Raw genomic sequence first — 16,083 nt, forward strand, 5'->3', positions numbered from 1 at the left:
ATACAACGATGGGTGCGCTCCACCCGAGTAAACATCGCAATTCATCTACTGTTATTATTCGCTACGGGACGGCCATTTCCTTTCTGAGTTTTAAGCAAACAAGCAACCCACCCTCTCGTGGACTGCTTCGTTACATGACACAGTAAAAATCTTCTGTTTCTCCCTCTAACAACTCCCGCAATTCTTTCACATATTCCTCGTGATGATCATGCGGTCGCCGATGCGCATTTCGGTGTCGCCGTGTGGAACGATCGATTCGTGCCCACGGAAAATGCGGACGATGATGCAATCGCCGAGAAATGGGAATTGGCGGAGAAGCACACCGTGATAAGCAAGGTTGTTCATTTCGATTTCATACAATGTGATGTCGCGGTGTGTCAACATATGGACAACGTTTGGTGATTCGATAAACGCTTTTAACATCGCTCCTGCTGATAGAGAGAGAAATCGTTTCAACGCCAACTTCTTTTAATTGTTGAACAACGGATGGCGACTCGGCGAAAGCGATCACGCGCGGAGTGCCTTGCTCTTTTGCCCATGTTGCGATTTGGGCGTTCGTCTGTTCGTTACCTGTTAAAACGACGATGTCAACTGTTAATGCCTCATGTGCTTGTAACGTTTCGAATGAATAATCATCGATATCGACAATTGGGAAAATGTGTTCTGTTTGTTCTATTTTATCTTGGCGAATATGATACAATGTTGTTTCATATTCATCTGGCGGCAAATCGCGAACTGCCGCAAGCGTAAATTGATTTGTCCCGATGAGTTTGACAAATTTTTTCGCATAAACGGGGCAAGATAAGAAAAAAGAAAGGAAGATGTATGATGAAACTACACGGATTTAACAACTTAACGAAATCGCTTAGTTTTAATATGTACGATATTTGTTATACGACAAGTGCAAACGAGCGGGAAGCGTATATTGCATACATTGACGAGGTGTATAATGCGGAACGGTTGACAAGTATTTTAAAAAACGTGGCGGATATGATTGGGGCGCACATTTTAAACATCGCTAAGCAAGATTACGTGCCACAAGGGGCGAGCGTCACGATGCTTATATCAGAAGGGCCGATTGAAGTGCCGAAAGAAGAGCCGCCTGTGCCGCAAGCGGTCGTTTGTGCGCTCGATAAAAGTCATATTACCGTGCATACATATCCTGAATATCATCCGAACGATGGGATTAGCACGTTTCGGGCGGATATTGATGTCGCCACGTGTGGAGAAATTTCACCGTTAAAGGCGCTTGATTATTTAATTCGCTCGTTCGAGACCGATATTATGATTATCGACTATCGTGTGCGTGGATTTACACGCGACATTTCTGGAAAAAAATTATTTATTGATCACGATATTACATCGATTCAAAACTACATTCCTGACGACATTCGGAAACAATACGATATGATTGACGTGAACGTGTATCAAGAACATATTTTTCATACAAAATGTAAGTTACGCGAGTTTGATTTAGATAGCTATTTGTTTGAGTTGTCAAAAGATCAACTGACAAAAGAAGAAGCTGAAGCTATTACACATAAATTGCGTATTGAAATGGATGAAATTTTTTACGGAAAAAACATGACACCACCTAAGTGATGTCAATCCAAATGCAATGATATGTCGTACGAATGAAGCCATGTTCAGCAAATCGGCTTTCGTATTCGTTCATCATCGTTTTAAACACAGACGGACGTTGGCAATAACGTCCAGACGTACTATTTGTTGCGCCGATATGACGAAGGGATAAGAAAAAATCGCGTACAGATGGAAAATATTCGACTTCAAACTGTTCATGTCCACGAGCATGTGCATGCATATGAAGCCACTCAGAAAACGTTGGAAACGACGGGCCGATGCGAAGCGGCTCATGAATATGTTGTTTCGCTAAAGCGTAAGCAAATGAGGTGTGCAACTCGTGAAACGTGCCGTTGCCAAACGTTGAAAAAAGAAGTTGCCCTCCGTTGTTTCGTCGCTCGGCGAGTTTGGCGATCGTTTGTTTTGGATTGGTGAACCACTGGAACGTTGCGTTGGAAATAATTAAATCGTACGTCTCATGAAACGTTACTTCTTCCACATCCGCACATCGCCATGTTATTGACGTCGCACCGAGCCTTTGTTTCGCTGTCTCAATCATACCGGGTGCGATGTCAAAAGCTGTTAGCTTCGCATGCGGATACGCATCGTGTAACAACTTCGTTAAATATCCTGTGCCACACCCGATCTCTAAAATCGTTTTTGGCGGGCGAGCGATATGCGTCATTAATTTATGTGCCATCTTTTTTTGTACGTTAGCAAACTGATCGTACGTTTTTGCTCGTTCGCTAAATCGTTTTTGCATCAATTGTTTATCAATCATTGCTTCCACCACCTAACCATGTTTGAATGACATGAGCGCACGCATATGGTTGCGTGACGTGTGGTGCATGTCCGACGTTTCGTAAAAGCGTCAACGTACAATTCCTTGTTCGCTCGTATATATACTGCGCAGCTTGCGGAGGGCAAATGCGATCTTGTTCACCGTGAATAAGTAAAAGTGGCACATCCATTTGTTGTAGCTGGTCTCGTACATCTGTCGTTAGTAAGTAATCTAAACCAAGCAATAAGTCTGGTATACGATTATGCATATAAGGGAAAGGCTGTGCTTCTTTCTCTCCCCACAACATATCAATAAACGATTGAATCGTTTTATCTGGTTGTCGCACTACTTGTACTTTCATACGCTCAACAACACGCGCATGCCAACCTGCATGATAATTTTCTGATGTTGTAAATCGGCTTGTGCCACCGATACATACAAGATGCGTAACATACGGGTGCATACCGAGTTGTAAAGCGACAAGCGATCCAAGAGACCAACCGATAACAAGCGAAGGAGCGTGCAACGCTTCTTTGGCTTTCGTAAAAAAATGATTCACATCGCGCATATGCTCCCATTCAACGATCGTGACATCATTTAGCTGAAGCGCTTCAATGAGCGGGGTAAAAACGTCACTTTTCATCCCCCATCCAGGCAATAATAACGCGTTCATGCGATCAGCCCCATTTCTTTTCCAACTTCAAAAATATGTGAAAGCGCCCAATCAATCTGTTGGTTTGTCATCGTCGCCATGAGTGAAAAACGAATGCGCGCTGTGCCTTCTGGTACAGTTGGTGGGCGAATCGCAACAGCAGCAATACCACGCTCGCGCAATTGAGCGCTAAACGTAAGTGCCCGTTCGTTGTCGCCAACGATGATCGGCACAATGTGCGTCGTGCTTTCACCAATATCGAATCCCGCATGCTGCAGATGCGTGCGAAAATAATCGCTTAACGCATGTAAATGATGGCGCAATGATCGTTCTTGTTGCACAATATCAACAGCTGCACAAATGGCACTGAGAACGCTTGGAGGTAATGCGGTTGTAAAAATAAATGGACGCATCGTGTTAATCAAATAATCGATAAAGACGCGTTTTCCAGTGACGTATGCCCCATATGCACCAAGCGCCTTACTACATGTCCCCATATGTATGTCAATATGTTGTGCTAGTTGAAGTTCGTGAGCCATTCCTTCTCCATTTTTCCCATACACACCACTCGCATGTGCTTCATCCACGATGAGCATTGCACCGTACGTTTCTTTTAACATAACGAGATCACGTAACGGTGCAACATCTCCGTCCATACTGAAAATCGTATCCGTCACAATGATTTTCTGTTTATGTTTTTCTGCTTTCTTTAATAACATCTCTAAATGGTCCATATCGGCATGGCGATAGCGTTTCACTTCCGCCCGGCTTAACAGAGCGCCATCAACAATGCTTGCATGATTCCATTTATCACTAAAAATCAGTGTATCCCGTCCGGCTAAGGCAGAAAGAATACCGACGTTAGCTGTATAGCCGCTATTGATAATAAGTGCGGCTTCACAACCTTTCCAACGGATCAACGCTTCTTCTGCTTGTTCATACAGCGGATGATTTCCAACGACAAGGCGTGAAGCAGTCGCTCCAACGCCGTATCTTCTTGTTGCTTCGATGCTCGCACGAATTAACCGTTCGTCATTTGCGAGACCTAAATAGTTGTTCGATGACAAATTAAATAGATGACGCCCGTCCATATGTATAAAACAACCGTCACTTTCTGTTTTGACTAATGTTCGTTTTTGCGCTTTGCCCGCAAGTTGTTCGATATGTAATTGCAATTCCTCCCACAATGCACCTCTCCCCCTTTTGTAAACCTTATAAACAAAAAAGTTTACACTTATCGTATCATACGTTTATTTCTTTTTCCATAATAAATAAACAAAATAAGGCGCACCGATGAGCGACACGAGCACACCGGCAGGAAGACCGTCCGGTTCAATAAGATTTCGTCCAATCGTATCAGCAAGCAATAACAACGCACCGCCCATCAGCATGGCGACAGGTAAGCTTAATTCATTACGGGGTCCGACAAGCGCACGAGCGATATGTGGCGCCATTAAACCAACAAATGCGATACCGCCTGTAACGGACACTGCCGATGCAGCAAGTGCGACTGCTGTGAGTAATAAAACAAGTCGTTCCCGATCAAGTGATAGCCCGATGCCAACAGCTACCGGATCGCTCAATTGTAATACATTCAGACGATGGGCTTTATATAAAACAAAAGGGACAAGAATCATAAGCCACGGCAATAAAGCAAGCACAAACGCCCAATCCATCCCCCAAATCCCTCCAGCTAACCATTTCGCAATAAAATCTACCTTCGTCCGATCCGCTCCCGAAATGAGTACAATCATGAATCCTGAAAACGCTGTTGCACAACCGATCCCGATTAACACGAGCCGAATCGGTTGAAGCCCCGTTTGTTTATTGTATGATAACGCATAAATGAGGATGGCTGTAAGTAGCGCACCACAAAAAGCAACAAGCGGAATGATATAAGCAAACGATGGAGCTTGAATCGGAATAAATAAAAAGAACAGAGCAACCGCCACACCAGCACCAGCGTTTATACCGACGACACCTGGATCAGCTAAATCGTTGCGCATAATGATTTGTAAAATCGCACCGGATAACGCTAATGCCATTCCTGCAAGCAATGTGATCGCGATGCGTGGTAAGCGAATGGAGAAAAGAACGAACTGTTCTTTAAATGTCCCTTCACCTAATAGCACCGGAATGAGCCGGTCGAAAGATAACGATGAATAGCCTGTCCCCATGCTGATGATGGCCGTTATGCAAATGAACATAAGCAAAACGAGCAAAATGATGCGCTGTTTTTTTCGTAACTGAGGTACGATCATAACATTTTCTCTCCTTTACGCACAATGAAAAGAAAAAACGGAAGCCCCATAACCGCCACAACTGCGACAACGGGTGTCTCATATGGCGCATGAATCATTCGTGCGATTGTATCTGCAAACAACATAAACGTTGCCCCACCGATCGCGCTCATCGGCAAAATAAAACGATAATCTGTTCCGACGAACGAACGAACGAGATGGGGAATCATTAAACCGACGAACGCTAAGTTGCCAACAAGCGCGACAGACGCACCAGCTAGTACAATGACGATGAAAAAAAGAATCGTTTTTACACGCGTCAGTTGCTGGCCAAGTCCGACAGCTACTTCTTCACTCATACTTAAAATCGTTAACTGTCGACTTTGCCAAAAAGCGAAAAGCAACGCGAAACAAATGAATGGGGTAACGATTTTCAGTTCATGCCATGTCGTCCCCATCATCCCACCAGCTGTCCACATCGATACATCTTTTGACACTTTATATATGAGTCCAATCCCTTCTGCGACCGCATATAAGAAGGTAGAAATCGCGGCACCAGCTAGTACAATGCGAAACGGTGAAAATTGCTTTGCGCCAATACCGAATACAAGCAAGCTACCAAAGGCCGCTCCGCCAAAGCAAGCGAATACGGTTTGCATATATGTAGCGGAAGGAAAAAACGCAAACATCACCGCTAACGCAACATTCGCCCCTGCGGTTAACCCAATAAGTCCAGGATCTGCGAGCGGATTTCGTGTCATCCCTTGCATAATGGCGCCAGCGACAGCTAAAGCTGCCCCCACGACGACCGCTGCGACTTCACGTGGCAAACGAACTTCATAAATCATCGTTGCAACTTCGTTTGTCTTCGGTGCCGTGACAGCTAGCCATACGTCTTTCATTGTCGTTTCGGCTGCCCCGACGACAATTGCGCCAATGAATGTCGCAATGAATACAATGAAAGCGAGCGAAAATTTTTTTAGCATATGCATCCCCTCTTTTTCTCCATACATAAAGAAAGAGGAATTCACGACGAACTCCTCCTTCTTTTATATTACTCTCCTAAAAAGTGCTTTTTGAAAAACTCAAGCTGGTATTCTAATGTAATTGGATCGTTAAAGTAAAATTCTTTTGCATCCGCTTCAAAGACGCGATTGTTTTTTACTGCTGGAATATTTTTGTACGTTTCTGTTTCTGTAAATGAAAGGTCGCCATCTGCATTTTTGCTGAAAATGACGTAATCGCCGGCAAATTGTGGAAGCACTTCAAGTGAAATTGCATAGTATCCATCTTTTAACGCATGTTCTTCTACTGCTTTTGGCATGTTTAATTTCATTTCTTGATATAAAATTTCTGTTCCGCGACCCCAGTTGTTTCCGAACACGTACAATTGCTTATCGAAATTTTCAATGACCGAAACCGTTGCATCCTCACCAATTTTTTCGCGAATTTTTTCACCGGCTTCTTGTGCCCGTTTTTTAAAGTCGTCGATCCATTTTTTCGCTTCTTCTTCTTTATTTAATAACTTTCCAATTTCTAAATGTTGTGTTAAATAGTCTACTTTTCCGTACGTATATGTGACTGTTGGAGCAATTTCTTTTAATTTATCTAAGTTTTTGTTTGTTGACGCTGCAATAATTAAATCTGGCTCAAGCTCAATTATTTGTTCTAAACTTTCATCTGTCACTTCTTTTGCATCTTTTAAATATGGCTCATAACGCGGGTTCATTTTTGCCCAAGAGTCCACACCAACAATTGGCACATCTAACGCCATCACACTACCTGCTAAAAATGATGATAAAACAACAACACGCTTCGGATGTGTAGGCACTTCAACTGGACCTGTTTCTGATTGATACGTCATCGTTTTTGGTTCGTTCGTTTCTTTTGTTGCCTTTTCTTGTTCGTTTTCTGTTGCTTCGTTACCGCACGCACTCAAGATGAGGACGAACAAAAGAAGAATGGACATCATTCGTTTTTTCAACATGTTGTGCATCTCCTTTTATTAAATGGTATGTGATACAAATTGGTTTGTTTGTTCGGGGGTCACGACCGATTTCCGCGTCAATATGAAACACATGGCGTAATACATCTGGCGTCATCACTTGTTCGCACGTTCCCGCTTGAACAATTTTTCCGTCCTTCATCGCAATCATATAATCTGCGAAACGTGCCGCTTGATTTAAATCATGTAGCACCATGACGATCGTGCGTTTTTGTTCGTGGTTCAGACGCTGGAGTAATTCGAGCACTTCTAATTGATGAGCCATATCTAAATATGTTGTCGGCTCATCTAAAAAGATGATATTTGTTTCTTGCGCAAGCGCCATCGCAATCCATACCCGTTGTCGTTGGCCGCCAGATAGTGAATCAAGCGAACGATGTTTAAACTCGATTGTTCCAGTCACTTCAAGCGCCCAATCGATGACTTCATAGTCTCGCTTCGTTAGCCGACCGAATCCTTTTTGATACGGAAACCGTCCGTAAGAAACGAGCTCGCCGACCGTTAAACCGCCAGGGCTTTCCGGCGTTTGCGGTAAAATAGCCATTTTTTGCGCTAACCATTTCGTATGCTCTTGCGAAATTTGTTTGCCGTCTAAAATGACTGCGCCTTCTTGATAACGGATAATGCGTGTCATCGCTTTTAACAGCGTCGATTTCCCACAACCGTTCGGCCCGATAATTGTCGTGATTTTTTCATCTGGAATATGTACAGTTAATCGGTCGACAATGACGCGTTCGCCATATCCAACAGAAAGCTGCTCTGTATACAACCGCGGCATATATGTTTTCCCCCTTGAACGTCAAGTTGACTGATCGATATTGATAATTAATATCAATACATATTTTAAACTACATCAATTGATTATCATTGTCAATAAATTTTTTAAAAAAACCAACTTCAATCAGTTAGAAGCTGGTTTTCGATGTACGTTTTTGAAAAAAGGTGGGCAGACACGGGCTTTCCGAGCACATATCCTTGAATTTCATCGCATTGTAACGAGCGAAGAATGTGCAATTGTTGCAACGTTTCTACCCCTTCTGCAATGACGCGTAATTTTAAGTTTTTCGCAAGTACAATGATAGCTTTTACAACAGCAACGTCTTCTTTTTCTTCTGTAATTCCGTCAATAAATGGTTTTGCAATTTTTAAACGATCAATTGGAAATTTACGTAAATAACTAAGTGACGAATAGCCCGTTCCGAAATCGTCAATCGAAATGCAAACACCGAGCTGTTTTAATTGTTGTAGCTTACGGATTGTATATTGTTCGTTAAATACAGCCACTCCTTCTGTAATTTCTAAATCGAGTTGGTTTGGGGACAAGTTCGTTTGTTGTAAGACCGAATGAATATGTTCAACAAAATTTTCTTTTAAAAATTGTTTTGGTGAAATATTGACGCTCATACGAAACGATCGCCCCATCTGTTCGTTCCACGCTTTCACTTGACGACACGCCTCTTCCATCACCCATTCACCAATCGCAATAATTTGCCCTGTTTCTTCAGCAATCGGGATGAACACACTTGGTGAAATCATACCGAGCTTTGGGTGAATCCAGCGAATGAGCGCCTCCATCCCAATTAATTCCCCTGTTTGCACATCAAATTGTGGTTGATAAAATAGCGTAAACTGTTTTTTTTCAATCGCTTCGTGGAGCGCGGTTTCAATCGTCGTTTTTTGTAAGATAACGCGATCCATTTCACCGTTAAAAAACTGATATTGGTTTTTCCCTTGTTCTTTCGCGCGATACATTGCCATATCAGCATGTTTCATTAACGTATCGCCCGTTTCCCCATCATACGGATACACCGCTACTCCTACGCTAAGCGATATGCGCATATCTAAATGTTGAACGGCGATCGGTTGCTGACTAATAGAAACGATGTCATTGACAAAACGACGAAGCTCATCGATATGATGTAACGGTGTAAAAATAATTGTAAATTCATCACCGCCTTGTCGAGCGACAATGTCGGTTGGGCGGGCTTTTTCTTTTAATACCTTTCCAATGTGTACAATTAATTCATCCCCAATGTGATGGCCAAAATAGTCATTAATATGTTTAAAACGGTCAATGTCAATAAAAATGACAGCGAGACAACGTTGCTCATTTTTAGCACGAATGATCTCCCGCTCAAGCTTGGTGACGAATGCTCGCCGATTGAAAAGTCCTGTTAAAAAATCGTGATTTGCGGCATAAGCAAGTTGTTCGTTTACATACGTTAATTCCCTTGTTCGTATCGCTACTTTCTGCTCTAAGTCGTCATTTAATATTTGAAGTCGTTGCAAAAGCTGTCGATTTTCTTGCAGCGTCATAAATTGACGAATGAAAATCAACCCGACCGCAAAAACGAGACAGGCGATGACGACGCGATCGTCTGAGGAAATAAAAGGGGCACACGTTAAAATAAGAAAACATACATACGGAAAAATGACTTTGATGATCGAAAGATGTTCCCTTTTTTGAAACGATAAATCCCCATCTTTGGCGAGATAGCCTGACAGCCCGATCATAAGTACACTTAAAATCCATAATGGATCTAACCATGAATTCGATTCATAATGAAATTGCATCATTTGTATGAAATAAATAGTATCTGTAAATATAAAACATCCAACACCGGCGATATTCCATAACCAAATGCGGCGAACGTTTGTTGCAAAAAAGAGAAACAAAAGTAAAAATAACATGACGAGATCAAGAAGTGGATAAGTAACTAAAATAGAAATGTATAACACTTCTTCTTCCAAATAGGTGATCGGTTGAACAATATATATCCAGCTATATGCCATAATCACACACGTCACAATGAGCGCATCCCATAATGACTGCCATATGACAACGGTTTTTTGCTGTTGCATCACGATATATACTAGCGCTGCGATGTAGGCAAGAGAATATAAAATATAAAATACGTCTGCCCACCCTGGAAACGGCGGCTCTGTTTGTAACGCCCATTCATATAGGCGATAAATCATTTCAGCGATAAAATAGAAAATTGCACCAGCGGTCATCCATTTCCAAAATATACGTTCATTTGTTTTTATACGAATAGACGCTCTCCATAATAAAATGATTGAAAGAAGTATGCCACCTAACGAAAAGAACGAGCCAACAATCACTTCTGTTTGTCTAGGCATACTAAACAATGCGATGTAATAAGCGATGACATATAAAAATATGATGACTTGCACTCGCATCCCTCCTTTTCTCACATCATATGCGCAAGAAAAAGAAACGAGTAGGACAACTAGCCGAGCGCTTAAAAATGTGTTTTTTTAGTTGTTTATTTAAAACAATGTTTAATATATTGGGAGCGCATTATTGTTCGTCAATTCATAATGCAAGGAATATAATTGTATTACAACAATAACAAGGAGTGATGTTCCATGCTTTTTGCTAAATATAAAAAACAGTTTCCGCCATTTCACTTAGACAGTAGAGAACCTATTGTACATACAACAAATGAAGTGAAAGCACGATTGTCTTACATGGGAGTGAAAGAAGGACATTTACAACTATTACGGGAAATAAAACCGCTCGTTATGGAACATGTTGATGAGGCCGTCGAGGATGTGCTTAATCATTTATACTCATTTTCACTATTGCAGTCAGTCGCACATGCAAAAACGACGCGGGAACGTTTAAAACAAGTATTTGTTGAATATGTTGATTCTCTCTTTTCAGCAACAATTAATGAAGATTATATTTCTTTTCGGAAACAGCTCGGTAGTAATCATCATAAACGTGGCTTACCAATCGAATGGATGATCGCAACATATGAAGCAATTGTAACAGCTCTTCTTCCACGCCTATTAACATATGCGGAACAGGAAGGGCGAATTGATCGGTGGACTCACATAATAACTGCTCTCTTTCATCTTATTAACTTTGACTCACAACTCATTATGAGTGCCTATATGGATGATCGAATGCAACAGTTGGAGCAACTAACTAAAAAACAAACCGCTACTCAATTACAATTACGTGATATGGGTCAGCAGCTTGCCGCTTCAATTGAACAAACGGAGGCAGGGCTAAGTGAAGCCGGAGAAAAAGCAAGAAAAGTGAGAGAACAAACAGAAATGACGCAGAAAAGTAGTCAAAACTTATCTAGCCTTATGAACTCAACAGAACAACAAGTTGAACAAACGCGCAAAACATTCGATGAAGTGGTCGATAAAGTAAACGATGTACTTACGATTTTGCAACAATTATCTAACTCATCTGAAAGTATACGTAATACGTCTTCTCAAATTCAAACGATTGCGGATCAAACAAATTTGCTCGCTTTAAACGCTGCAATTGAAGCGGCTCGAGCAGGAGAAGCAGGAAAAGGATTTGCTGTCGTTGCTGATGAAGTACGAAAACTAGCTGAACATACAAAACAAATGAGCACACACATCATTGAAGGAATAGAAACGAACTACCATCAAGTTGCAACCCTTGTCCACAAAATGAACGATATGAGTACAATGGCAAAAGAAGCTTCTAGTCAAGTTGAACAAACAAAAGGAGCAATGGTTGCTTCAAAAATAGAACTCGATCATCATACTCATCTGTTCCAAGAAAACCAACAACAAATCGACTATATTTTGCGATCAATTGAAGAAATTCATCGCGTGATGAAACATTTATCTTCCTTGTCTATGCAATTAGTCGAACAAGCGGAATAAACAAGGGGTGCTTCTCCCCTTGTTTATTGTTTATTTAGAACAATGTTTAATAAAAATAAAAAAGGCGTAAATGAAACGGTTCTCAACTAGGAAAACCGTTTGAACGTACGGGCAAGGTTGCGTGCTTTCGTATATAAAAGAGAATGTGCGGATTGCATACATTGTTCTACCGTCATCGGTTTTGTCGCAATCGCATCGCAACTAACAAAATATGTATATAGTTTTTCAAATCCATCGCCGAGACTGCCGGACAATAAAAAAGCAGGGACGTCATATTCGTTCGCCAGTTGTCCAACGTAACACGGAACTTTCCCGTACAACGTTTGTTCATCACTTTGCCCTTCTCCCGTAATGACAATATGTGCACATTTCATTTTTTCCGGTAGTTGCACCGTTTCCCCGACAAGTTTTGCTCCAGAAATTAATTTTCCTCCAAGCAATAAAAAGGCAAAACCTAAACCGCCTGCCGCTCCAGCTCCCTGCTCATGTGCATATGAACGACCGATTCGCTGTTCGATAGTTTTTGCATACGTATGTAGCCATTTATCTAATGTGCGAACCGTTTCACGATCTGCCCCCTTTTGCGGTCCAAATACGTACGATGCCCCTCGCTCCCCATAAAGCGGATTATCGACATCACATGCAATGAGAAACTCGCTTTCGTATACACGTCGATCAACGGATGTCATATCAACATAGGCAATATGCGGTAAAGAAGACGGGATCGGAGGCAACGGTTCTCCTTTGTCGTTCGTAAACGTCGCACCGAGCGCACATAACATGCCGAACCCACCGTCGTTTGTACTACTTCCGCCAAGCCCAATGACGAAACGGCGATACCCCGCATGAAGCGCTGACATAATCATTTCCCCAACACCATACGTAGTCGTGTGAAGCGGATTGCGCCTTTCCATTGGAACGAGCGGCAAACCGATGACTTGAGCAACTTCAATGACCGCTGTATCTTGAACAACACCATATGCCGCCTGCCTCGTTTCAAAAAGCGGATCGCGAACTGTGACATATTGAACGGAGCCGTTCATCGCGGAAACGATCGCTTCCATCGTCCCTTCTCCCCCGTCTGCCATCGGAACAGCGATGACTGTCGCTTCTGGATATTCACAGTGAAACGCTTCTTTAATGATGGTGCACACTTCACTCGCTAATAAACTTCCTTTAAATGAATCGGGTGCAATGACTACATTCATCCGCTCACCACCTTCTTTAATACATTTTTTCCGTCTTGTCGAACAAACACAACGGTCATAATCGTTCCACGTTCGCGCGAAAGCGGTTCGCTTGTTACCATTCGTTCATCATCACGATAAGGAGAACGATATAAATCAAATAAAAATGTTGTCTCATCCACCGAATCGATAAATATAATTTCCGCAAACCATTCACCGTTCACATACGAAAGCGGTGAACCGTCTTGTCGTTCAATGGAAATAAGTTTTTTTTCTTCACCCATTTCACAAAAAGCGACGCCAACATCATCTCCCGCACAAAAACCGATGAGCGGTTCTGTCGTCGTAAATGTGAGCGTCTCTCCTTTGACTTGTACATCAACCGTTCGCTCATGGGCGCAAATAAACATGCCTTCAACATAAAATAATTGTTTGTCACCACATTCCATAAGTCATTCCCTTTCCAATGATGTTCCTTAATAATAAATAATAATACAAGTGAAAATGTTTTCACAACATCATTCCTTTTGTTAAAATGGTAGTATGCTTTACAATAAGGAGGCGTTGTTATGTTAGAAAAACAATTACAAAAATACGCACAACTTGCTGTGCGTGTTGGGGTAAACATTCAACCTGGGCAAACGTTGTTTATTAACGCTCCGCTACCGTCTGCTCCACTTGTGCGCGAAATTGCTAAAAAAGCGTACGAAGCTGGGGCAAAACATGTGCATGTCGAGTGGAGCGATGAAGAAATCACGTACATAAAATTTAAACACGCGCCAGAAGAAGCGCTTCATGAGTACCCGACATGGCTTGCGAAAGGACGCGAGGAAGTCGCCGAAAAAGGTGGAGCGTTTTTAAGTATTTATGCACCGAATCCAGACTTATTAAAAGATATTGATCCTGCACGAGTAGCTGCAGCAACAAAAGCAGCAAGCATGGCGTTGCAACATTACCGTAGTCGCTTAATGGCCGATCATAACTGCTGGTCTTTAATTGCTGTGCCGACACCAGCATGGGCGAAAAAAGTATTTCCGAATATGGATGAGGACGAAGCTATTGCAAAGTTATGGGACGTTATTTTCCAAGTCACTCGCGTCGACCAAGACGATCCGATTGCTGCGTGGAAAGCGCACAATGAAAAATTAGCGCGCATTGTCGATTATTTAAACAACAAACAATATAAACAACTCATTTATGACGGACCGGGCACAAATTTAACTGTTGCGTTGCCGGATGGACATATTTGGGCTGGTGGCGCAGCAAAAAGTACAGACGGCATTGTATTTAATCCAAATATGCCGACAGAAGAAGTGTTTACGATGCCGCATAAAGATGGAACGAATGGTGTTGTGCGCAATACAAAACCGCTGAACTACGGCGGAAATATTATTGACGGCTTTACACTTACATTTAAAGATGGTAAAGTTGTCGATTTTACAGCAGAAGTTGGCTACGATACGTTGAAACATTTGCTCGATACAGATGAAGGTGCACGTCGATTAGGAGAAATTGCACTCGTGCCACATCGCTCGCCAATTTCACAATCAAATCTTGTGTTTTATAATACGTTATTTGATGAAAATGCTGCCTCACATTTGGCGCTTGGCAAAGCGTATCCGACAAATATCGAAGGCGGCACAAATATGCGCACAGAAGAATTGCTTGAACGTGGAGCAAACGATAGCTTAGTGCATGAAGATTTTATGATCGGTTCTCATGAATTAAACGTCGATGGCATCACAAAAGACGGTGTACGCGAACCGATTATGCGAAATGGTGAATGGGTGATTTCTATTTAAAGATGTTGCGGCGTTTGTCCGCAACATTTTTTTTCATTCGCATATATTGGCAAAGAGAGGAGGAGCGAGGGATGATCAAACAATTTATTGCCAACAGCGGCATACTTATTGCTGGTTTTTATTTAATTAGTAAATTTTTCCCTTTAAACATTCATAAACAATCTCCTTTTTATATGCGCCTACTTGCTGGGGCTTTTTGTGGCTTATTAAGCATTGTGCTTATGCTTTTTTCCATTCCACTTGGACATGGAGTTATTGCGGATTTGCGCCACATTCCACTCATTGTCGTCAGCTACTACGGTGGCATGCCAAGCGCACTGGCGGCAGGGATCATTATGGGAGCAGGACGATTTTTATTCGGCAATATGTTTGCATCGCTCGTTTCTTTTTTTATTTCTCTTGCGATTGCAATCGGCTGTGGGCTAATAAGTCGCTGGATGAAGCGAAACATCGCGGTAACAACGTTTTGGATGAATGCTTACAGCATGTGTTTCATTTCGTTTGCCTTATTCATTAATATTCCAGATCGCTACATTTACACTGAAACGTTAGTCATTTTCTGGCCCATCTCGATTATCGCCACATATATAGCTGCTAATATTTGTAAAGATATTCGCCAATCAAAAGATTTATTGCAACATTATAAAGCATGGGCAACGACTGATTTTTTAACGGGGCTTTATAACGTTCGTCAGTTTCATACTGTATTAAATGAAAAAATGGCACAAGTCAAGCAACAAAACAACTGTTTAGCGCTTATTTTATTTGATATTGATCGCTTTAAATCAGTAAATGACGTGTACGGACATGATGGTGGAGATGTCATTTTACGTCATCTTGGTGAGCTCATTCGCTCGCTCGTTCCGAAAAACGGCCTAGCCTTTCGCAATGGTGGTGAGGAATTTTCGATCCTACTTATCAGTTGCGAACATGAAGCAGTAACATTTGCCGAGCATGTCCGAACAACGATTGAGCGTTATCCATTTGTCGTACAAAAACAAACGGTGCATATTACAGTTTCTATCGGCATTTCACTTTTCCCGACGCTTGCAACAAATGAAACAGAACTATTTAAACAGGCGGATATCGCCTTATATGAAGCGAAACAGCAAGGACGAAATCGTACGGTTGTATATAAAGGAACACTTGCATGAAATG

Annotated in this window: 16 protein-coding genes; 4 read left to right on the plus strand and 12 right to left on the minus strand. The window is 42.0% G+C overall.

Going from position 1 to position 16,083, the window contains the following annotated elements:
* Nucleotides 1-186: 186 nt before the first annotated feature.
* Nucleotides 187-384 carry a TrkA C-terminal domain-containing protein gene (locus HNQ84_RS03590; protein ID WP_246348809.1) on the minus strand — a complete coding sequence of 66 codons (198 nt, stop codon included), beginning with the start codon at nucleotides 382-384 and terminating at the stop codon, nucleotides 187-189.
* Nucleotides 353-844: an NAD-binding protein gene (locus tag HNQ84_RS03595; RefSeq protein WP_435621310.1), complete on the minus strand. Its 492-nt coding sequence runs from the start codon at nucleotides 842-844 to the stop codon at nucleotides 353-355. The genes HNQ84_RS03590 and HNQ84_RS03595 overlap by 32 nt, the downstream gene beginning before the upstream one ends.
* Between HNQ84_RS03595 and speD the strand changes: the two genes are divergently transcribed.
* On the plus strand, nucleotides 829-1,602 hold the full coding sequence (speD, locus tag HNQ84_RS03600) for an adenosylmethionine decarboxylase (RefSeq protein WP_435621311.1): 774 nt from the start codon (nucleotides 829-831) through the stop codon (nucleotides 1,600-1,602). The genes HNQ84_RS03595 and speD overlap by 16 nt on opposite strands.
* On the opposite strand, the gene bioC is transcribed toward speD, so the two are convergent.
* From bioC to HNQ84_RS03640, 8 genes are all read right to left on the minus strand, one after another.
* Nucleotides 1,595-2,362 carry a malonyl-ACP O-methyltransferase BioC gene (gene bioC / locus HNQ84_RS03605; protein WP_435621202.1) on the minus strand — a complete coding sequence of 256 codons (768 nt, stop codon included), beginning with the start codon at nucleotides 2,360-2,362 and terminating at the stop codon, nucleotides 1,595-1,597. The genes speD and bioC overlap by 8 nt on opposite strands.
* Nucleotides 2,355-3,035, minus strand: coding sequence for an alpha/beta fold hydrolase (locus HNQ84_RS03610; protein WP_435621203.1), 681 nt, complete (start codon nucleotides 3,033-3,035; stop codon nucleotides 2,355-2,357). Before HNQ84_RS03610 ends, bioC begins: the two co-directional genes overlap by 8 nt.
* Nucleotides 3,032-4,201, minus strand: coding sequence for an 8-amino-7-oxononanoate synthase (gene bioF, locus HNQ84_RS03615; RefSeq protein ID WP_435621204.1), 1,170 nt, complete (start codon nucleotides 4,199-4,201; stop codon nucleotides 3,032-3,034). Before bioF ends, HNQ84_RS03610 begins: the two co-directional genes overlap by 4 nt.
* A 63-nt stretch (nucleotides 4,202-4,264) precedes the next feature.
* Complete coding sequence (locus tag HNQ84_RS03620; RefSeq protein WP_435621205.1) at nucleotides 4,265-5,275, minus strand: FecCD family ABC transporter permease; 1,011 nt, start codon at nucleotides 5,273-5,275, stop codon at nucleotides 4,265-4,267.
* Nucleotides 5,272-6,246 carry a FecCD family ABC transporter permease gene (locus HNQ84_RS03625; RefSeq protein WP_435621312.1) on the minus strand — a complete coding sequence of 325 codons (975 nt, stop codon included), beginning with the start codon at nucleotides 6,244-6,246 and terminating at the stop codon, nucleotides 5,272-5,274. The genes HNQ84_RS03620 and HNQ84_RS03625 overlap by 4 nt, the downstream gene beginning before the upstream one ends.
* Nucleotides 6,247-6,308: 62 nt before the next feature.
* On the minus strand, nucleotides 6,309-7,241 hold the full coding sequence (locus HNQ84_RS03630; protein ID WP_435621206.1) for an iron-hydroxamate ABC transporter substrate-binding protein: 933 nt from the start codon (nucleotides 7,239-7,241) through the stop codon (nucleotides 6,309-6,311).
* Nucleotides 7,177-8,037 carry an ABC transporter ATP-binding protein gene (locus HNQ84_RS03635; RefSeq protein ID WP_435621207.1) on the minus strand — a complete coding sequence of 287 codons (861 nt, stop codon included), beginning with the start codon at nucleotides 8,035-8,037 and terminating at the stop codon, nucleotides 7,177-7,179. The genes HNQ84_RS03630 and HNQ84_RS03635 overlap by 65 nt, the downstream gene beginning before the upstream one ends.
* 119 nt (nucleotides 8,038-8,156) lie before the next feature.
* A complete protein-coding gene (locus HNQ84_RS03640) occupies nucleotides 8,157-10,454 on the minus strand; it encodes a putative bifunctional diguanylate cyclase/phosphodiesterase (protein WP_435621208.1) in 2,298 nt (765 codons plus the stop codon).
* A gap of 195 nt (nucleotides 10,455-10,649) precedes the next feature.
* Here HNQ84_RS03640 and HNQ84_RS03645 point away from each other — a divergent pair, with 195 nt between their 5' ends.
* The gene (locus tag HNQ84_RS03645; RefSeq protein ID WP_435621209.1) at nucleotides 10,650-11,936 is read left to right on the plus strand and encodes a methyl-accepting chemotaxis protein; all 1,287 of its coding nucleotides are present in this window, start codon (nucleotides 10,650-10,652) and stop codon (nucleotides 11,934-11,936) included.
* 86 nt (nucleotides 11,937-12,022) lie between these two features.
* Here the strand turns inward: HNQ84_RS03645 and HNQ84_RS03650 are convergent, their stop codons facing one another.
* Both HNQ84_RS03650 and HNQ84_RS03655 read right to left on the minus strand, forming a co-directional pair.
* A complete protein-coding gene (locus tag HNQ84_RS03650; protein WP_435621210.1) occupies nucleotides 12,023-13,144 on the minus strand; it encodes a glycerate kinase in 1,122 nt (373 codons plus the stop codon).
* Nucleotides 13,141-13,572 carry a hypothetical protein gene (locus HNQ84_RS03655; RefSeq protein WP_435621211.1) on the minus strand — a complete coding sequence of 144 codons (432 nt, stop codon included), beginning with the start codon at nucleotides 13,570-13,572 and terminating at the stop codon, nucleotides 13,141-13,143. Before HNQ84_RS03655 ends, HNQ84_RS03650 begins: the two co-directional genes overlap by 4 nt.
* A gap of 120 nt (nucleotides 13,573-13,692) precedes the next feature.
* Here HNQ84_RS03655 and HNQ84_RS03660 point away from each other — a divergent pair, with 120 nt between their 5' ends.
* Together HNQ84_RS03660 and HNQ84_RS03665 are read left to right on the plus strand one after the other, a co-directional pair.
* A complete protein-coding gene (locus HNQ84_RS03660; RefSeq protein WP_183246710.1) occupies nucleotides 13,693-14,925 on the plus strand; it encodes an aminopeptidase in 1,233 nt (410 codons plus the stop codon).
* A 71-nt stretch (nucleotides 14,926-14,996) separates the two neighbouring features.
* Nucleotides 14,997-16,079, plus strand: a complete 1,083-nt coding sequence (locus HNQ84_RS03665) for a diguanylate cyclase (protein ID WP_246348805.1) — start codon at nucleotides 14,997-14,999, stop codon at nucleotides 16,077-16,079.
* Nucleotides 16,080-16,083 lie beyond the last annotated feature (4 nt).

Source organism: Anoxybacillus eryuanensis (genome assembly GCF_051200995.1).
In the GTDB taxonomy this organism is placed as follows: domain Bacteria; phylum Bacillota; class Bacilli; order Bacillales; family Anoxybacillaceae; genus Anoxybacillus; species Anoxybacillus tengchongensis.